Origin of the sequence: Streptomyces spirodelae, from assembly GCF_017676385.1 — a bacterium.
GTDB classification, from domain to species: Bacteria; Actinomycetota; Actinomycetes; order Streptomycetales; family Streptomycetaceae; genus Streptomyces; species Streptomyces spirodelae.
In genome coordinates this window covers 159,539-178,384 of record NZ_JAFFZN010000005.1, presented here as the reverse complement: position 1 = coordinate 178,384, position 18,846 = coordinate 159,539, and the positions used below count along the sequence as shown (strand labels likewise).

The 18,846-nt window shown below is 71.2% G+C and carries 14 protein-coding genes; 7 read left to right on the top strand and 7 right to left on the bottom strand.

Annotated elements, in window-relative coordinates; all coding sequences use genetic code 11:
- Positions 1–76: 76 nt before the first annotated feature.
- Entirely contained in the window at positions 77–346 is a 270-nt protein-coding gene (locus JW592_RS08335; protein ID WP_209264278.1) for a hypothetical protein, read from the bottom strand.
- Positions 347–689: 343 nt separating this feature from the next.
- Between JW592_RS08335 and dxs the strand changes: the two genes are divergently transcribed.
- The 4 genes from dxs to JW592_RS08315 all read left to right on the top strand — a co-directional run bounded on the left by dxs (position 690) and on the right by JW592_RS08315 (position 7,251).
- Positions 690–2,603 (top strand): 1-deoxy-D-xylulose-5-phosphate synthase, encoded by a 1,914-nt coding sequence (gene dxs, locus JW592_RS08330; protein ID WP_209264277.1) that lies wholly within the window; start codon positions 690–692, stop codon positions 2,601–2,603.
- A gap of 194 nt (positions 2,604–2,797) precedes the next feature.
- A complete protein-coding gene (locus tag JW592_RS08325; RefSeq protein WP_307805329.1) occupies positions 2,798–4,270 on the top strand; it encodes a glycosyltransferase family 39 protein in 1,473 nt (490 codons plus the stop codon).
- A gap of 195 nt (positions 4,271–4,465) precedes the next feature.
- The gene (locus tag JW592_RS08320) at positions 4,466–4,939 is read left to right on the top strand and encodes a type VII secretion target (protein WP_209264275.1); all 474 of its coding nucleotides are present in this window, start codon (positions 4,466–4,468) and stop codon (positions 4,937–4,939) included.
- Entirely contained in the window at positions 4,936–7,251 is a 2,316-nt protein-coding gene (locus tag JW592_RS08315) for a hypothetical protein (RefSeq protein WP_209264274.1), read from the top strand. Before JW592_RS08320 ends, JW592_RS08315 begins: the two co-directional genes overlap by 4 nt.
- 92 nt (positions 7,252–7,343) lie before the next feature.
- Here JW592_RS08315 and JW592_RS08310 read toward each other — a convergent pair whose 3' ends face one another.
- The 5 genes from JW592_RS08310 to JW592_RS08290 all read right to left on the bottom strand — a co-directional run bounded on the left by JW592_RS08310 (position 7,344) and on the right by JW592_RS08290 (position 13,963).
- Positions 7,344–9,488 carry a 3-hydroxyacyl-CoA dehydrogenase NAD-binding domain-containing protein gene (locus JW592_RS08310; RefSeq protein ID WP_209264273.1) on the bottom strand — a complete coding sequence of 715 codons (2,145 nt, stop codon included), beginning with the start codon at positions 9,486–9,488 and terminating at the stop codon, positions 7,344–7,346.
- Between the two features lie 2 nt (positions 9,489–9,490).
- Positions 9,491–10,705 carry a thiolase family protein gene (locus tag JW592_RS08305; protein WP_209264272.1) on the bottom strand — a complete coding sequence of 405 codons (1,215 nt, stop codon included), beginning with the start codon at positions 10,703–10,705 and terminating at the stop codon, positions 9,491–9,493.
- A gap of 148 nt (positions 10,706–10,853) precedes the next feature.
- Positions 10,854–12,116, bottom strand: coding sequence for an HRDC domain-containing protein (locus JW592_RS08300; RefSeq protein WP_209264271.1), 1,263 nt, complete (start codon positions 12,114–12,116; stop codon positions 10,854–10,856).
- A 133-nt stretch (positions 12,117–12,249) separates the two neighbouring features.
- Positions 12,250–12,930, bottom strand: coding sequence for a response regulator transcription factor (locus JW592_RS08295; protein ID WP_099884917.1), 681 nt, complete (start codon positions 12,928–12,930; stop codon positions 12,250–12,252).
- A 361-nt stretch (positions 12,931–13,291) separates the two neighbouring features.
- The gene (locus JW592_RS08290) at positions 13,292–13,963 is read right to left on the bottom strand and encodes a DUF3000 domain-containing protein (protein ID WP_209264270.1); all 672 of its coding nucleotides are present in this window, start codon (positions 13,961–13,963) and stop codon (positions 13,292–13,294) included.
- 73 nt (positions 13,964–14,036) lie between these two features.
- Between JW592_RS08290 and hemE the strand changes: the two genes are divergently transcribed.
- Positions 14,037–15,134, top strand: a complete 1,098-nt coding sequence (hemE, locus tag JW592_RS08285) for a uroporphyrinogen decarboxylase (protein WP_209264269.1) — start codon at positions 14,037–14,039, stop codon at positions 15,132–15,134.
- A 43-nt stretch (positions 15,135–15,177) separates the two neighbouring features.
- Here the strand turns inward: hemE and JW592_RS08280 are convergent, their stop codons facing one another.
- Positions 15,178–16,596, bottom strand: a complete 1,419-nt coding sequence (locus tag JW592_RS08280; protein WP_209264268.1) for an FAD-dependent oxidoreductase — start codon at positions 16,594–16,596, stop codon at positions 15,178–15,180.
- A gap of 104 nt (positions 16,597–16,700) precedes the next feature.
- On the opposite strand from JW592_RS08280, the gene hemG reads away from it, so the two are divergent.
- Both hemG and hemQ read left to right on the top strand, forming a co-directional pair.
- Positions 16,701–18,137, top strand: a complete 1,437-nt coding sequence (gene hemG, locus JW592_RS08275; RefSeq protein ID WP_209264267.1) for a protoporphyrinogen oxidase — start codon at positions 16,701–16,703, stop codon at positions 18,135–18,137.
- Complete coding sequence (gene hemQ / locus JW592_RS08270) at positions 18,130–18,846, top strand: hydrogen peroxide-dependent heme synthase (RefSeq protein WP_209264266.1); 717 nt, start codon at positions 18,130–18,132, stop codon at positions 18,844–18,846. Before hemG ends, hemQ begins: the two co-directional genes overlap by 8 nt.

Genomic DNA, 18,846 nt, shown 5'->3' with positions numbered 1-18,846 from the left:
GCGTCGGTCCGGGCAGTCGGTCCAGGCACGGAGTGAAGAACTCCGTGCCTGGACCGACGTGTGAGGCGGCGGCGCCCTACCGCCCGGCCTCCTTCTGTTCCCTCGCGAGCTCTTTCTGCTCGGACTTCTCCTTCGGCTCGTGCAGCCGTTCGTACGCTTCCTTCCACGCCGGGTCCGGCTTCTCTTTCTTGTCGGCCTTGTCGGCCTTGTCGGCCTTGTCGGGTTTGTCGCCGTCGGCGACCGACGACGGGCCGGCGGCCAGGGCCGGTGCGCCGGCCAGCGACAGGGTGAGGGGTGCGGCAACCAGGGCTGCGACAGCGAGGGTGCGCTTGAGTCGGTTCGGCATCGAGCCTCCTGTGCATCGGGGCGAAAGTCGCGAAACGGGTCTCGTTATGTCTTGTCCGTTATAAGTGCATTAGGGCTGAATCGGCTACATGTGCCCCTCGATCGGGTGTACGGCCTCCGGGTGGGGTGCTTGCCAGAGGACGGGTGCATGGGGGCGGAGTCAACTCCTGCCACTTACACGTATGTATGCACCGCGGCTCGAGTGCGTGCTGGCATTCGTGTGAGTGAGATGGCACTGTCCGGTGAACCCGGGTGATGGCGGAACATTAGACTCTGGGGAATCAGCACGGTCCGACAACGACGGCTCGACAGCGTTCGATCACGCTTGACGCAAGGAGGTACGGGTGGCGTTGCTGACCCGCATCAGGGGACCACGCGATCTGGACCGGCTCACCCCGGAGCAGCTGGAGAGCCTGGCCGAGGAGATCCGCACCTTCCTGGTCGAAGCGGTCTCCAAGACCGGCGGCCACCTGGGGCCCAACCTCGGCGTGGTCGAGCTGACCATCGCCCTGCACCGTGTCTTCGACTCCCCGAAGGACAAGGTGCTCTTCGACACAGGGCACCAGTCGTACGTGCACAAGCTGCTGACCGGGCGGCAGGACTTCTCCAAGCTGCGCGCGAAGGGCGGCCTGTCGGGTTACCCGTCCCGCGCCGAGTCGGCGCACGACGTGATCGAGAACTCGCACGCCTCCACGGTGCTGGGCTGGGCGGACGGGCTGGCCAAGGCGAACGAGGTGCGGGGGCGTGACGACCATGTCGTGGCGGTCATCGGTGACGGCGCGCTGACGGGCGGGATGGCCTGGGAGGCGCTGAACAACATCGCCGCAGCGAAGGACCGGCCGCTGGTGATCGTGGTCAATGACAACGAGCGGTCGTACTCGCCGACCATCGGCGGCCTGGCCAACCATCTGGCGACACTGCGGACCACCGACGGCTACGAGCGCTTCCTGGCCCGGGGCAAGGACGTCCTCAACCGCACCCCGGTGGTCGGCAAACCCCTCTACGAGACGCTGCACGGCGCCAAGAAGGGGCTCAAGGACTTCATCGCACCGCAGGGCATGTTCGAGGACCTGGGCCTGAAGTACGTGGGTCCGATCGACGGGCACGACATCGCGGCCGTGGAGTCGGCGCTGCAGCGCGCCAAGCGGTTCGGCGGCCCGGTGCTGGTGCACTGCCTGACCGAGAAGGGGCGCGGCTATCAGCCGGCCCGCCAGGACGAGGCCGACCAGTTCCACGCCGTCGGCGTCATCCACCCCGACACCGGACTGCCCGTCAAGTCCTCCGGCGCCGACTGGACTTCCGTCTTCAGCGACGAGATGGTCAAGCTCGGCCGCGAGCGGGAGGACATCGTCGCCATCACGGCGGCCATGATGCGGCCCGTCGGCCTCCACGCCTTCGCGCAGAAGTTCCCCGAGCGCGTCTACGACGTCGGCATCGCCGAGCAGCACGGCGCGGTCTCCGCCGCCGGGCTCGCCACCGGCGGCCTGCACCCGGTCTTCGCCGTCTACGCCACCTTCCTCAACCGCGCCTTCGACCAGCTCCTGATGGATGTGGCGCTGCACAAGTGCGGTGTGACGTTCGTGCTGGACCGGGCCGGGGTCACCGGCTCGGACGGCGCCTCGCACAATGGCATGTGGGACATGTCCGTCCTGCAGTGCGTCCCGGGCCTGCGGCTCGCCGCGCCCCGCGACGCCGACCAGGTGCGCGCCCAGCTCCGTGAGGCCGTCGAGGTGGACGACGCGCCCACCGTGGTGCGGTACTCCAAGGGCGCCGTCGGCCCGGCCGTCCCCGCGGTGCGCCGGGTCGGAGGCATGGATGTGCTGCGCGAGCCCGCCGCCGGGGCCGCGGATGTCCTGGTGGTGTCGGTCGGGGCGCTGGCCCCGATGTGCCTGGAGGTCGCCGACCTCCTCGACAAGCAGGGGATCACTGCCACGGTGGTGGACCCCCGGTGGGTCAAGCCGGTCGACGAGTCACTGCCGCCGCTGGCCGAACAGCACCGGGTCGTCGTCACCGTCGAGGACAACAGCCGCGCCGGAGGCGTCGGCTCCGCCGTCGCGCAGGCGCTGCGGGACGCGGGTGTGGACGTTCCGCTGCGGGACTTCGGTATTCCCGAGCGCTTCCTGGACCACGGAACCCGGAAGGAGATCATGGCCGAGATCGGCCTCACAGCGCCGGACATCGCCCGCCAGGTGACGGGGCTCGTCGCCAAGCTGGACGGGCGCTTCGACGCGGAGCGGGCCGAGGTGGCCCGCGACTGACCGCTTTTCGTGGGGTGCCCCTCTCCGGCTCCGGGGAGGGGCACCCGGGCATGCCCTCGCCCCTGAATCGCCGCTCCGCGATGCACAGGGTGGGCAGGGCGGCGCCCTGTGCCCGGTGGCGCTAGATTGAGGGGATGCCGTTGTCCTCTCTTGCGGAGCGCCACACCACCGCCGCGAGTCACAAGGAACCCGCGGTGAACTGGACGCGGCTCATCGCCGTTCTCCTCGCCCTCACGGTCGTCACCCGTATCCCCTCCTTCGTACGCACCCCGTGGAATCCGGACGAGGGGTATCTGGCCACCCAGGCGCGCCAACTGGCCGACGGCGGCGTGCTCTACGACACCGTGGTCGACCGCAAGCCTCCCTTCGTGCCCCTGCTCTACCGTGGTGCCTTCGCTGTCTTCGGTGACGGCTCGCTGTGGCCGGTGCGGGTGGCGGCCATCGTCGCCGTGCTGGTGGGTGCGGCCCTGGCCGCCTCGATCGCGGCGCGGCGCTGGGGGCAGCGGTCGGCGTGGACGGCGGGCGTCTGCTACGTCTTCCTGACGATCGGACTCAAGCCCGAGGACACCCAGGCGGCGACGTTCGAGGTCTTCATGCTGCCCTGGACGGTCGCGGCGATCTGGTACGCCGAGCGGGCCCGCTGGCTCGGGGCCGGGCTGGCGGCGGCCGGAGCGGTGCTCTCGAAACAGACCGGTGGTGCCGTACTGCTGCCGGTCCTCGTCCTGCTGTGGCAGCACCGGGCGGGCTGGGGCGCCTTCGTCCGGGTCACCGCGGGAGCGGCGCTTCCGGTCGTGAGCGCTGCTCTCGCCTTCGACCCGGGCCGGTTCCTGTACTGGATCGCGACCGGGTCGGGCTCGTACCTGTCCGCCGAGGGCGCCGGGCTCAAACCCGTGCTGCGCGCCCTCGCCGGCGTCGGGCTGCTGACGCTCGCCGCTCTTCCGCTGGTGGTCGCCCTCGTCCGCGCCGTCCGCTCGCGCGCCGCCGTGCCGCCCACCGGCCGGGCCCCGCTCAGCGGCACGGCCGACCTGTGGATCTGGCTGGCCGCCTCGCTCGGCGCCGCCACCGTCGGCTTCCAGTTCTTCGGGCACTACTTCCTGCAACTCGTTCCGCCGCTCGCACTGCTGGGTGCCGCGGCGCTGCGCGAGCTCACCGCCCGCGCCGCCACCGCGGCGCTCACCGCCACAGCACTGGTGGCCTGCGGCTACGTCGGCTGGGGGTTCACCGACAGCCGCGCCGAGGTCGACCACGCGCGCCGGCTGGCCGACACCGTGCGCTCCTACACCGACCGCAAGGACCGGGTGCTGCTGTGGGGCATGCACCCGGAGGGGTACTGGCTGTCCCAGCGCTCGCCCGCCTCCCGCTATCTGACCGCCGGGTTCCTCACCAACTTCAGCGGCGGCCGGGGCGAGGCACGGGTGGGCGAGCGGTACGCGATGGACGGCGCTTGGCCGCACTTCGAACGGGAGCTGCGGCGGCGCCCGCCCGAGCTGATCGTCGACGACTCGCGCGGCAAGCGGTACGGCGTCCAGCAGATCCCCACCCTGCGCCGGCACCTCGCCCGCCACTACGAGAAGGTGGCCACCATCGACGGCTCCTCGTTCTACCTGCGCAACCGTCCGGAGATCCGCACTTCCTCCCGGGCCGGCCACGCACTCCGGACCCGCTGACCGCACCGGCGGCAGACCGAGTGCCGCCGCTGCCTCGCGCTCCCGGCCCGGCGCGCCTGGCCGTGCCCGATTGTCCAGTTGTTGCTCCCCGGTTGATCGTCTGCTGTTTCCCTGCGGCGGTTACGTTCGCCCCGCGTGCGTCGCGTCGACGCGCGCGGGGGAAGTCGCACGACGCAGGGCAACGGGGAGGACAGTTTGTCGTTCGAGCAGGAGTGGGCCGGGCTCAAGGCCGCCTACGCGCCCGAGGGGACGGCGCACATGCGGCTCGCCGGGGCCGACGGGCTGCAGGGAGGCGGCGGTGGTGGCATCGGACGCGGGCCGAACCCGAAGCAGCGGCTCAATGTGACCGGCTCCGTGCTGCGGAGCCGCGCGGGCCGTGCGGAGACCGTGCGGGGCCAGTTCCTCAAGGCGGACGACGAGGTCATGCGCGAGACCGGGCAGATCACCGGCACCCTCAAGGGCTTCCGTACGGACGCCGCGATCGCCACCTTCCAGGAGCGCTGGCGCGACCAGATGAGCTACGTCAAGCAGCAGTTCGGCAGCACCGCTTCCGCGCTGCGTACCGCCGCGGGCGCGTTCGAGACCGAGGACCACCGGCGCAAGAAGGACATCGACAACGCGGCCGGTACGAAGGACAGCCACGCACCGGCCGGAGGTGGCCGCTCGTGAGCGACCGGCTCAGCTACACCGACGTGCGTCATGCCGACCTCACCCCGCTGGACGAGGCGGTCGGCAAGTGGAGGAACGCACCGGGCAAGTTCCAGCAGGTCGCCACCAATTTCCACACCGAGGTCGTCAAGGGCCTGGCGAACTCCGACTTCGAGGGCGAGACGGCCGAGGCCGCGTGGCGCAAGTTCCGCGGGGTCAAGGCCCAACTGCTCGCCGCGCAGGAGGAGTCCCGGCGGGTGCACACGGTGCTGTCCGAGGCGCTGTCGAAGTTCCGTGCCGCGCAGAAGGAGCTCAAGTCCATCGAGGACGAGCTGGAGGGGCACAAACACCTCAAGCTCAACAAGAAGGACGGCACCGTCGAGCTGAAGCTCACGGCCGAGGAAGAGAAGTCCCGTGTGGCTTACTCACAGGCGTACAGCGCGGTCATCGCCGGTTACTGGTTCCGTACCAGCGCGGCTCTCGAAAGCGCCGACCAGGCCGACCAGGACCTCGCCCAGGCGCTGACCACCGACGTCAACGGCGCCGCGCGCGGCTTCAACGACCACGCGTACGACAGCCTCAAGGCCGCCCGCGAGCACTCCGCGCAGGACCTCAAGGAGGCCCTGCATCTGGCGAAGGCCGAGAACGGCAAAATGTCCTCCGACCAGTTCGAGCGGCTCACTGCGCTGGTCACCCGGCACAGCCAGGACCCGGAATTCGCCGAGCGGTTCGCCACCAAGCTCGGCGCCGAGCGGACGCTGCAGCTCTGGTACAACGCCACCCATCCGCACAATGAGCTGTACCCGGACACGAGGATCGACGAGAAGGCGTGGTGGAAGTCGGCCAGGACGCTCCAGGACTCCCTCGGCACCACGCTGGCCACCGCCTCGCACGCGGACTCGCCGGCGATGCGGCAGTGGCAGAACGACATGATCGCACTGGGCGACAAGCGGCTGGAGAGCAGCGGCGGCAGGACGCACCCCTTCGGCTTCCAGCTGATGAGCAACCTCATGCACTCGGGCACCTACGACAGCGGCTTCCTCAACCGCTACGGTGACCGGCTCGTGGCCTGGGACCAGAAGCTCAACACCCACGACAACTACGCCTACTGGGCCAACAGCGCCGACACCGACAACCTCAACCCGGCCGGCGAGCCCGGCGATACCGGGCACGACGCGATGGTCGGCTTCCTGGAGGCGCTGGGCCACAACCCGGGCGCCTCCACCGAGTTCTTCGGCCGGCCGGACGGCGTCAACGGCGCCGTGGACCGGGACTCGGAGCTCAACGACCGTCTCAAGTACCTGACCGAGGACCGCAACTGGGTCTTCGACGGCGACACCCGGGCAGGCCCCCGCCAACTTCCCGGCCATGAGGCGCTCGGCCATGCGCTCACCGCCGCCACGACCGGCTACGCCTGGGACGATCCGCAGCTCACCGGCGAGGACCCGGAGATCTTCGCGCACGGCGGCAACCGGCGCACCGCGGCCACAGCCGGGGTGATGGAACAGGTCGTCCACGTCTACAGCGGCGAGGACGGCCCCAAGCTCCTGCACGGCCAGCCGGCCCTCGCCGCAAGCCTGGGCGCGATGGGCGGCGCCTATGTGGACGACATCAACCGTGCCGTCTCGGGCGTCGGCGACTCACTGCAGAGCGACGGCGCCTTCCCGCCGGCCTACCGGTCCCCGGCACGGTTCAGCCGCGACCAGGCGGTGGATTTCCTCAGCGTCCTCGGCCAGAACGAGACCTCGCACGGCCTGATGAACCAGGCCGAACACCTCTACACCCTCGACCGGTTGGCCCACGACCCGCCCTCCGGCAGCGACGAAGCCTGGGCAACGGGGCGGCGGGTGCTGCTGACCGAGGCCGAGGCACGGGGCACGCTGGACCACTCCCGGGTCCAGCAGATCGAGGCCCAGTACGCGGCCGACAGCGCCGAAGCACAGAAGGCGTTCGCGGAGTCGGCCGACTGGACCCGTGTCGGTATGAGCACCGGGGCACCAGCGCTCGCCAACGGAATACTGAGCGTGGTGGGCAAGAGCGGGCCCTGGGGCGTGCTCGTTCCGCTCGTCCAGGCGGGCGGCGTGGAATGGGCGAAGCAGTTCCACGACGACGTTGTTTTCGGCGGGCCGGATGCGCCCGATCCACCGCAGAACAAAGATCAGTTCTTCGCTCGCGGTGAGCACGATCTCGGCGCCACTGCCGAGAAATACCTGCAGAAGTACGGCAAGGGCCCCGATGTGACCGGAGAACTCGCCGACGACATCAAGTCCAAGTACCTGGCCATCGGCCCGCAGGGCAACGCCTTTGAAGGCCGTGAGCCCTATACGGGGTGAAAGAGCCCTGCCCTGCCCTTCAGGAAAACACCGGCCGAAACCACGGGCGAAACCCGTAAGAAACGGCGGAAGGGCAGGGCAGGGTCACCGCCTTACTCGGGGATGCTGGCCAGTCCCGGCTCCAGGAAGCGGCGCCCGGTGGCCCGCTCGCTGACACCCTCGCGGTCCAGGTAGGGGGTCACGCCACCGAGGTGGAAGGGCCACCCGGCACCGGTGATCAGGCACAGGTCGATGTCCTGGGCCTCAGCCACCACGCCCTCGTCCAGCATCAGCCGGATCTCCTCGGCGATGGCGTTCAGCGCCCGCTCCCGCACCTGCTCCTCGGTCAGCACGTCGGTGCCGACCTCGAACAGCGAGGCGACCTCCGGGTCCAGCTCCTGGGTGCCGGGGACGTACAGGTTCCGCTTGCCGGCCTCGACCACCCGGCCCAGGTTCTCCGAGACGGCGAACCGGTCCGGGAAGGCCCCGTGCAGCGTCCCGGCGACGTGGTGCGCGACGGCCGGGCCCACCAGCTCCAGCAGCTGGATCGGCGACATGGGCAGCCCCAGCGGCGCCAGCGCCCGGTCGGCGACCTCGACAGGCGTGCCCTCGTCGATGGATCGCAGCACCTCGCCGAGGAAGCGGGTCAGCACCCGGTTGACGACGAACGCGGGCGCGTCCTTGACCAGTACGGCCGTCTTCTTCAGCTTCTTGGCGACGCCGAAGGCGGTGGCCAGCGAGGCGTCGTCGGTCTTCTCGCCCCGCACGATCTCCAGCAGCGGAAGGATCGCCACCGGGTTGAAGAAGTGGAAGCCCACCACTCGCTCGGGGTGCTTGAGCTGGGAGGCCATCTCGCTGACCGACAGCGAGGAGGTGTTGGTGGCGAGAATGGCGTGCTCCGGCACGGCCGCCTCGACCTCGGCGAACACCTTCTGCTTGACGCCCATCTCCTCGAAGACGGCCTCGATGACGAAGTCGGCGTCGGCGAACGCGGTGGCCTTGTCCAGGGAGCCGGTCACCAGAGCCTTGAGGCGGTTGGCCTTGTCCTGGTTGACGCGGCCCTTGAGCAGCAGCTTGTCGATCTCCTCGTGGCAGTAGGCCACGCCCTTGTCGACCCGCTCCTGGTCGATGTCGGTCAGTACGACCGGCACCTCCAGGCGGCGCGCGAACAGCAGCCCGAGCTGCGAGGCCATCAGCCCCGCGCCGACGACGCCGACCTTGGTGACCGGACGCGCCAGATCCTTGGAGGGGGCGCCCGCCGGGCGCTTGGCGCGCTTCTGCACCAGGTTGAAGGCGTAGATGCCGCTGCGCAGTTCGCCGCCCATGATCAGGTCGGCCAGCGCCTGGGTCTCGGCCTCGAAGCCCTTGCGCAGGTCACCGTTCTTGGCGGCGGCGATGATGTCCAGGGCCCGGTAGGCGGCCGGGGCCGCGCCGTGCACCTTGCTGTCCGCGATCTGCTTGCCGCGCTCGACGGCCGCGTCCCACGCCTCGCCGCGGTCGATCTCGGGGCGTACGACGTCGATCTCGCCCTTGAGGACGGACGCCGTCCAGCGCAGCGACTCCTCCAGGAAGTCGGCGCCCTCGAACAGGGCGTCGGCGATGCCCAGTTCGTAGACCTGCTCGCCCTTGAGCTGGCGGTTCTGGTTGAGCGAGTTCTCGATGATGACGCTGACCGCGCGGTCGGCGCCGATCAGGTTCGGCAGCAGCGCGCAGCCGCCCCAGCCCGGCACCAGGCCCAGGAAGACCTCGGGCAGCGAGAAGGCCGGCAGCGCGGCGGAGACGGTGCGGTAGGTGCAGTGCAGCCCCACCTCGACACCGCCGCCCATCGCGGCGCCGTTGTAGTAGGCGAACGTCGGAACGGCCAGGTTGGCGAGCCGGACGAAGACGTCGTGGCCGCCCTTGCCGATGGCGACCGCGTCCTCGTGCCGCTTCAGCAGCTCGACGCCCTTGAGGTCGGCGCCGACGGCGAAGATGAACGGCTTGCCGGTCAGCCCGACGCCGACGATCTCGCCGTCCGCCGCCTCCTTCTCCACCTGGTCGATGGCGGCGTTCAGATTGGCCAGCGACTGGGGCCCGAAGGTGGTGGGCTTGGTGTGGTCCAGCCCGTTGTCCAGCGTGATCAGGGCGAACCTGCCGCCCGCGGCGGAGCCGTTATCAGAAGCTGTGTACGGCAGGTCGAGGTGGCGTACGTGCGCCTGGGTGACGACCTCGTCCGGGAACAGCTCGGCCGCGCCCTTCAGCAGCTCAGCGGTGCTCATTCTTACTTGCCCTCCCAGTGCGGGTTCTCCCAGATGACGGTCCCGCCCATGCCGAAGCCGACGCACATGGTGGTCAGGCCGTAGCGGACGTGCGGCTGCTCCTCGAACTGACGGGCGAGCTGGTTCATCAGCCGCACGCCGGAGGAGGCCAGCGGGTGGCCGAAGGCGATGGCGCCACCGTACTGGTTGACGCGCGGGTCGTCGTCGGCGATGCCGTAGTGGTCCAGCAGCGCGAGCACCTGGACGGCGAACGCCTCGTTGATCTCGAACAGGCCGATGTCGTCGATCGACAGACCGGCCTTCGCCAGCGCCTTCTCGGTGGCCGGCACCGGGCCGACGCCCATCACCTCGGGCTCGACACCGGCGAACGCGTAGGACACCAGCCGCATCTTCACCGGCAGCCCCAGCTCCTGGGCCACGTCCTCGGCGGCGATCAGCGAGGCGGTGGCGCCGTCGTTGAGCCCCGCGGCGTTGCCCGGCGTGACGCGCCCGTGCGCCCGGAACGGGGTCTTGAGCCCTGCCAGGTTCTCCAGCGTGGTGCCGGGCCGCATCGGCTCGTCGGCGGTGGCCAGGCCCCACCCCGTCTCCCCGCCCTCCGGCGAGGTGCGGCGGATCGAGATCGGCACCAGGTCCGGCTGGATCTTGTCGTTCGCGTACGCCTTGGCCGCCTTCTCCTGGCTGCGCACCGCGAAGGCGTCGGCGCGCTCCTTGGTCAGGTGCGGGAAGCGGTCGTGCAGGTTCTCGGCTGTCATGCCCATGAACATCGCCGACTCGTCGACCAGCTTCTCCGAGACGAAGCGCGGGTTGGGGTCGACGCCCTCGCCCATCGGGTGGCGGCCCATGTGCTCGACGCCGCCGGCGACGACGATGTCGTACGCGCCGAAGGCGATCGAGCCGGAGGTCGTGGTCACGGCCGTCATCGCGCCCGCGCACATCCGGTCGATGGAGTAGCCGGGGACGGTCTTCGGCAGCCCCGCGAGGATTCCGGCGGTGCGGCCCAGGGTCAGCCCCTGGTCACCGATCTGGGTGGTCGCCGCGACGGCGACCTCGTCGATGCGCTCCGGAGGCAGGTCGGGGTTGCGGCGCAGCAGCTCACGGATGCACTTGACGACCAGGTCGTCGGCGCGGGTCTCGTGATAGATGCCCTTGGGGCCCGCCTTGCCGAACGGTGTGCGAACGCCGTCGACGAAGACGACGTCCCTTGCGGTACGAGGCACTTTGGCTCTCCTCCAGGTGCGGCCAGGGGTCTGTCACTCCCCATGCTACTTGTCGGTAACCACCTGGCAAGGGTCGCCCTCGTCACCCCGTTGTGGGCAATCGTTCCGAGGGGCGGTCCGAGTGCCCACAACCAGGAAGTGGTGCTCTTTACGCGGAAGCCGTCAGCGCCACGCGCAGCAGGTCGACGGTCTGGGCGATCTGCCACTCACGGGCGCCCAGTGCGCGGAGTGCCCCGGCAACCGAGTCGACGGAAACCTCCGCCGGAGGCTCCCAGCACAGGCGCCGCACCGTGTCAGGCGTCAGCAGATTCTCCTGCGGCAGGTTCAGCTCCTCCGCGTGCTGCGTGACCGCCGCGCGCGCTGCCGCGAGCCGGGCCGCAGCCGCCGGGTCCTTGTCGGCCCAGGAGCGCGGCGGGGGCGGCCCGTTGGTCGTCTGCGACTGCTGCGGCAGCTGCTCCTCGGGCAGCGCCCGGGCCCGCTCGACGGCCGCCTGCCACTGGTCGAGCTGCTTGCGGCTCATCCGCTGCCCGAATCCGGGCAGCGCGGCCAGCGCCCTGGCGTTGGCGGGCATCGCCAGCGCCGCCTCCACGATGGCGGCGTCGGACAGCACCTTGCCCGGCGAGACGTCCCGCTTGCGCGCCACCGCGTCCCGCGCCTGCCACAGTTCCCGTACGACAGCCATCTGGCGGCGCCGCCGCACCTTGTGCATACCGGAGGTGCGCCGCCACGGGTCCTTGCGCGGGGGCGGGGCCGGGGCCGCCGCGATGGCCGCGAACTCCTCCTGGGCCCACTCCAGCTTCCCCTGCCGGGACAGCTCCTGCTCCAGCGCGTCCCGCAGGTCGACCAGGAGTTCCACGTCCAGTGCCGCGTACCGCAGCCAGGGCTCGGGCAGCGGCCGGGTGGACCAGTCCACGGCGGAGTGGCCCTTCTCCAAGGCGTATCCGAGTACGTTCTCCACCATGGCGCCCAGTCCGACCCGGGCGAACCCGGCGAGGCGCCCGGCCAGCTCGGTGTCGAAGAGCCGCATGGGCCGCATGCCTATTTCCCGCAGGCACGGCAGGTCCTGGCTGGCGGCGTGCAGCACCCACTCGGTGCCCGCGAGCGCCGCGTCCAGGCCGGACAGATCGGGACAGGCGACGGGGTCGATCAGCGCGGTGCCCGCGCCCGCGCGGCGCAGCTGCACCAGATAGGCCCGCTGTCCGTAGCGGTACCCGGACGCGCGTTCGGCGTCGACGGCCACCGGGCCGCTCCCCACGGCGAAGGCGTCCGTCATCCGCGCCAGCTCCTCGGCTGTCACCGTGACGGGAGGGATCCCCTCGCGTGGTTCCAGGAGAGGGACCGGCGCCGGCGCTGCGTCCTGGAGGTGGGCCTGAGCTGCGGATGCTGATGCGGTCTCTTGGGCGTCGGTCACCAGTCAAGGGTATCCGCGCGCACGCAATGGCGAGCGCCCGCCGACGGAACGTTACGTCGACGGGCGCCCGGAAAGCTGAAAAGCGGGGGGAAAGCGAGGGAGGCAGGGGGTACCGGAGAGTAGGGGTGGGGGGTCAGTGGATGATGCCCGTCCGCAGGGCGACGGCGACCATCCCGGCACGGTCGCCGGTGCCCAGCTTGCGGGCGATCCGGGCGAGGTGGCTCTTGACCGTCAGCGCCGAGAGGCCCATCGACACACCGATGGCCTTGTTGGACTGGCCCTCGGCCACCAGGCGCAGCACCTCGACCTCGCGGCCCGACAGCTCCCGGTAGCCGCCCGGGTGGCCGGGGCCACCGGGGCCGCCACCCGGCCTGCGGTGCATGCGCGCGGCAGCGGCGGCGCCGATGGGTGCGGCACCGTGCCGGGTGGGCAGCGGGCCGCCCAGGTTGGTGCGGGTGCCGGTGACGACATAGCCCTTGACGCCGCCGGCCAGCGCGTTGCGTACGGCGCCGATGTCGTCGGCGGCGGAGAGCGCCAGGCCGTTGGGCCAGCCCGCCGCTCTGGTCTCGGACAGCAGGCTGAGCCCGGAGCCGTCGGGCAGGTGGACGTCGGCCACGCAGATGTCGCGTGGGTTGCCGATTCGGGGGCGGGCCTCCGCGATGGACGACGCCTCGATCACGTCCCGTACGCCGAGAGCCCACAGGTGGCGGGTCACGGTGGAACGGACGCGGGGGTCGGCCACGACGACCATGGCCGTCGGCTTGTTCGGGCGGTAGGCGACCAGGCTTGTGGGGTGCTCAAGGAGAACAGACACCGGGCCTCCTGGGGGGAGTGGCTGTGGGGGACGGATCCGAACGAGTCGGGTATTCCGCGTGAAGGGTCACAGACTCCTTCGGCACCTTCTCCACCCCTCTTTAGAGAAAGATCACGAATTAGTGACCCGAATTTCCACAATGCCGTTTCCCCGGGCATTTTCCTCCGTCGGAAAGATTCCTTTGTCTACACAGAGACCGACGGTCCGGCGGCCGGAATTGTCCGGCGTCTTTGTAGACAAAACGCCGCACCCGAAGGGTGCGGCGATGAAGAGAGGGCGCGCCCCGTCCCGCACGACTCAGCAACGGGCACCCCCTGGTCACACAAGGGGGTGCCCGTCAGTACAGGGGAGGGGCCAGGTCCTAGCGCGGGCCCCGGCGCTGCGGCAGCTGCACCACCGAGGTGCCCTCGCCCGTCTCGGGCGGCAACCCCGCGCATTGGCAGAGGAGTTCGCACCAGGCCGTCAGATGCGCGGCCGCATCCGGCGTGGTGCCCTCCGGGGTCCAGCTCGCCCGGATCTCCAGCACTTCCTCGGCGGCGCGCTCCGCCAGCCCGCCGAAGTAGGCGGAGCTCGACCGCGTCACCGTCCCGCTCGGCTCCCCGTACCCGGCGCCCCGCGCCTCCAGCGCTCCGGTCAGCCAGGTCCAGGTCACCTCGGGCAGCAGCGGGTCACCGGCGATCTCCGGCTCCAGCTCGGCCCGGCCCAGGGTGACCACCCGGAATGTGCCCTGCCAGGACTCCTGGCCCTGCGGATCGTGCAGCAGCACGAACCGCCCGTCGGCCAGTTCGGTCCCCGCGTCGTCCGGCTCCGTCACCGTCGCCTCCAGTGCGAAGGAGTACGGTGCCAGCCGCCGGGGCGCGGGGAGCGTCGAGAGCCGGACCTCGGGGCGCGGCCGGGTCTCGCTCAGCGCCGCGACAGCCGCCCGGAAAGGGGGCGGCGAGGAGTCCCCGCCCCCGCCCCCGGAGCCTCCCGTCCCGCTGGTGTCTTCCACTCCGCCGGAGCCTCCCGCCTTCGCCGCCCGAGCCGCAGTCATGGCCCGAAGAGTAGGCGGACGGCGGGCCCGAGGCTGGTAGGGACACCCCATTACGCCGTGGGAGACTTCGGGTGTGAGTGGAAACGACCGCCCTGAGGGCCAGCCGACGCAGACATCTCACGCCGTAGCGGGCGCCGCGGCGGACAAGACGTCCTCACCGTTCCTCCGCGCTTGCCGCCGTGAGCCCGTGCCGCACACGCCGGTGTGGTTCATGCGGCAGGCCGGCCGCTCACTGCCGGAGTACCGCAAGGTGCGCGAGGACATCGCGATGCTCGACTCGTGCATGCGGCCCGACCTGGTCGCCGAGATCACCCTGCAGCCCGTGCGCCGGCACAAGGTGGACGCCGCGATCTACTTCAGCGACATCGTCGTCCCCCTCAAGGCCATCGGTGTCGACCTGGACATCAAGCCGGGCGTCGGCCCCGTCGTCGAGAAGCCCATCCGCACTCGCGCCGACCTGGAGCGGCTGCGGCCCCTGGACCCCGAGGACGTCTCGTACGTCACCGAGGCCGTCGGCATCCTCACCCGGGAGCTGGGCGCCACTCCGCTCATCGGCTTCGCCGGTGCCCCCTTCACGCTGGCCAGCTACCTGGTCGAGGGCGGCCCCTCCAAGAACCACGAGCGCACCAAGGCCCTGATGTACGGGGACCCCGAGCTGTGGGCCGACCTGCTGGACCGGCTCGCAGACATCACCGCCGCGTTCCTCAAGGTGCAGATCGAGGCGGGCGCCAATGCTGTGCAGCTGTTCGACTCGTGGGTGGGCGCGCTCGCCCCTGACGACTACCGGCGCAGCGTCCAGCCCGCCTCCCGGAAGGTCTTCGGGGCCGTCGCCGGCTACGGGGTGCCCCGCATCCACTTCGGCGTCGGTACCGGTGAGCTGCTCGGTCTCATGGGGGAGGCCGGAGCGGATGTCGTCGGTGCCGACTGGCGGGTGCCGGTGGACGAGGCCGCACGCCGGGTCGGCCCCGGCAAGGCGATCCAGGGCAACCTGGACCCGGCCGTCCTCTTCGCGCCCCGCGAGGCAGTGGAGCGCCAGGCCGCGCACATCCTGCAGGCCGCACGCGGGCTGGAGGGGCACATCTTCAACCTGGGCCACGGGGTACTCCCCGACACGGACCCCCAGGCCCTGACGGACCTGGTGGCGTACGTGCACGAACACAGCGCGCGCTGAGGGCTGAGGGCGGACGGACCGGCTGCGGCCCACACCCCGGGGGTCAGCCCTCCCGGACGGCGGCGGCCGCCTTGCGGGCGGCGATCAGGACCGGGTCCCACACCGGGCTGAACGGCGGGGCGTAGCCCAGGTCCAAAGACGTCATCTGCTCCACCGTCATACCCGCGTGCAACGCGACCGCGGCGATGTCCACCCGCTTCCCCGCGTTCTCGCGGCCGACGATCTGGACGCCGAGCAGCCGCCCCGAGCGGCGTTCGGCGAGCATCTTGACGTGGATCGGCCGGGTGCCCGGGTAGTAACCGGCCCGGGTCGTCGACTCGATCACCACGCTGGTGAAGCGGAGCCCGACGGCGGCGGCCTGCGCCTCCAGCAGACCCGTCCTGGCGATCTCCAGGTCGCACACCTTGCTGACGGCCGTGCCGACCACGCCGGGGAAGGTGGCGTAGCCGCCGCCGATGTTGGCGCCGATGACCTGGCCGTGCTTGTTGGCGTGCGTGCCCAGCGGCACGTGCTGAGGGCGGCCGGAGACGAGGTTGAGGACTTCCACGCAGTCGCCGCCAGCCCAGATGTTGTCCTGGCCGCGCACCCGCATCGCCAGATCCGTCAGCAGCCCGCCCGACTCGCCCAGCGGCAATCCCGCCTCGCGCGCCAGCTCGGTCGCCGGTCGCACGCCCAGCCCCAGTACGACGACGTCGGCCGGGTACTCGGCGTCCTGGGTGGCGACCGCGCACGCGCGTCCCCGCTCGTCGGTACGGACCTCGGTGACGGAGGCGCCCAGCACCGTCTCGATGTCCATCGAGCACATCGCCTCGTGCACCAACTCGCCCATGTCCGGGTCGAGGGTGGACATCGGCTGCTCGGCCTTCTCCAGCACCGTCACCTGGTAGCCGCGCCGCACGAACGCCTCGGCCATCTCCACGCCGATGTAGCCGGCGCCGACGACGACCGCCCTGCGCGGGGAGGCGCCGCCGGACTCCACCCTCCCCCGGACTCCGTGGGGGAGGTGACCCCGTTCCAGCGCGTCCAGCAGCCGCTGACCGTCGTCCAGCGTCTGCACCCCGTGGACGCCCTCCGCGTCGATGCCCGGCAGCGGTGGGCGTACCGGGACGGCGCCGGTGGCCAGCACCAGCTGGTCGTAGCCCACCCAGCGCTCGGTGCCCTCCTGCTCCGTCACCCGGACCCGCTGTCCCGGCACATCGAGCTCGACCGCCTCGGTACGCATCCGCAGATCGATGCCGCGTGAGCGGTGCTCCTCGGGCGAGCGGGCGACGAGACTGTCCCGCTCGGTGACCTGACCGCCCACCCAGTAGGGGATGCCGCAGGCCGAGTAGGAGGAGAAGCGGCCCCGCTCGAAGGCCACGATCTCCAGCTCCCCCGGGCCCTTGAGCCGGCGCGCCTGCGCGGCGGCCGACATGCCCGTCGCATCCCCGCCGATGACCACCATCCGCTCCGCTGCCGCCATCACGGACGCTCCTTTCGCCGTGCGGGCCGCGCCGCCCACCGGATCCGCTGTCACTGACAGGGCCCACGCTATGCGCCGGATGCCGTTCTGCGAGACTTGCCCGTATGCACGTACTTGTCATCGGGGGCGGTATCTCCGGGCTGGCCGCCGCGCATCAACTGCTGGCGTCCGGCGCGCGGGTGACCCTCGCCGAGGCCGACACCCGACTCGGCGGCAAGCTGCGTGTGGGCAGCATCGCCGGAACGGCCGCCGTCGACCTGGGCGCCGAGTCCATGCTGGCCCGCCGCCCGGAGGCGGTGGAGCTGGCGCGCGCCGTGGGTCTGGGCGAGCAGCTCCAGCCGCCGTCCGTCGCCGGGGGCGCGATCTGGACGCGCGGCGCCGTACGGCCCATGCCCAAGGGACATCTGATGGGCGTACCCGGCGATCCGAGCGCGGTCAGCGGGGTGCTCTCGCCCGAGGGGCTGGCCCGGATCAGCGAGGACGGGCGGCTGCCGCGCACCGAGCTCGGCGCCGACGTGGCCGTGGGCAGCTATGTCGCCGAGCGGCTCGGCCGGGAGGTCGTCGACCGGCTGGTGGAACCCCTGCTGGGCGGGGTCTACGCCGGTGACGCGTACCGCATCTCGATGCGCGCCGCCGTCCCGCAGCTGTACGAGGCGGCGCGCGGCGAACGCTCCCTGCTGGCCGCGGTACGCGCCGTGCAGGACCGCGCCGCCGCCACGCCCGCACCCGCGGGGCCGGTCTTCATGGGCATCGAGGGCGGCGTCGGACGGCTGCCCCAGGCCGTGGCCGACGCCTGCGCCGCCAAGGGCGCCGACATCCGGCTGAACACCCCGGTGCGCGAGCTGCGTCGTACGACCTCCGACGGCGAGCCCGGCTGGCTGGCCGTGACCGACTCCGAGGTATTGCGCGCCGACGCCGTCGTACTGGCCACCCCCGCACCGGCCGCGGCCAGGCTGCTGGCCCCGCATGCGCCCGCCGCGGCCACGGCGCTCGACGCGGTCGAGTACGCCTCGATGGCCCTGGTCACCCTCGCCTTCCGCAGGTCCGAGGCGGACCGCGTACCGGATGGCAGCGGCTTCCTGGTGCCGCCCGTCGACGGCCGCGCAATCAAGGCCGCCACCTTCTCCGCGCACAAGTGGAGCTGGGCCGCCGAACAGGACCCCTCCCTGTTCGTGCTGCGCACCTCGCTGGGCCGCTACGGCGAGGAACACCTGCTCCAGCGGGACGACGCCGAACTGGTGGAGCTGTCGCTGCGCGACCTGCGCGCCGCCACCGGACTGGACGCGCGCCCCGTCGACACCCTTGTCTCCCGCTGGGACAGCGGACTGCCGCAGTACCCGGTCGGACACCTCGAGCGCGTGGCCGCCGTACGCGCGGCCACAGACGCGCTGCCGGGCCTCGCCGTGGCCGGCGCCGTCTACGGGGGCGTGGGGATTCCCGCCTGCGTGGCCGACGGCCGGCGAGCGGCCCGGCAGGTACTGCAAGCAGCCGCATCGGCTGAGTCGGTCAACGAGAACGGTGAGAAGACACGCCATGAGTGAGGCACCGCAGAAGTCGCCCAACGCGGGCAAGAAGGCCAAGGACCTCAACGAGGTCATCCGCTACACCCTCTGGTCGGTCTTCCGGCTGCGTGACGTGCTCCCCGAGGACCGCGCCGGGTACGCGGACGAGGTGGAGGAGCTGTTCGGCCGGCTCGCCGCCAAGGACGTGGTCGTCCGCGGTACGTACGACGTCTCCGGACTGCGGGCCGACGCCGACCTGATGATCTGGTGGCACTCGGAGGACTCCGACGCGCTCCAGGACGCCTACAACCGCTTCCGCCGCACCAGGCTGGGCCGCGCGCTGGAGCCCGTCTGGTCGAACATGGCGCTGCACCGCCCCGCCGAGTTCAACAAGTCGCACATCCCGGCCTTCCTCGCCGACGAGGAGCCGCGCGCCTATGTGAGCGTCTACCCCTTCGTGCGCAGCTACGAGTGGTACCTGCTGCCCGACGAGGACCGCCGCCGGATGCTCGCCGACCACGGCAAGATGGCCCGTGGCTTCCCCGACGTCCGGGCCAACACCGTGCCTGCCTTCTCGCTGGGCGACTACGAGTGGATTCTCGCCTTCGAGGCCGACGAGCTGTACCGCATCGTCGACCTGATGCGGCACCTGCGCGGTTCGGAGGCGCGCCGGCATGTGCGGGAGGAGATCCCCTTCTTCACGGGCCGCCGCAAGCCGCTGCGCGAGCTGGTCGCGGGGCTGGCGTAA

Coding starts and splice junctions, on each gene's coding strand:
- JW592_RS08335 (WP_209264278.1), bottom strand. CDS start 346: ATGCCGAACCGACTCAAGCGCACCCTCGCTGTCGCAGCCCTGGTTGCC.
- hemQ (WP_209264266.1), top strand. CDS start 18,130: ATGAGTGAGGCACCGCAGAAGTCGCCCAACGCGGGCAAGAAGGCCAAG.
- hemG (WP_209264267.1), top strand. CDS start 16,701: ATGCACGTACTTGTCATCGGGGGCGGTATCTCCGGGCTGGCCGCCGCG.
- JW592_RS08290 (WP_209264270.1), bottom strand. CDS start 13,963: ATGACTGCGGCTCGGGCGGCGAAGGCGGGAGGCTCCGGCGGAGTGGAA.
- JW592_RS08310 (WP_209264273.1), bottom strand. CDS start 9,488: ATGAGCACCGCTGAGCTGCTGAAGGGCGCGGCCGAGCTGTTCCCGGAC.
- JW592_RS08280 (WP_209264268.1), bottom strand. CDS start 16,596: ATGGCGGCAGCGGAGCGGATGGTGGTCATCGGCGGGGATGCGACGGGC.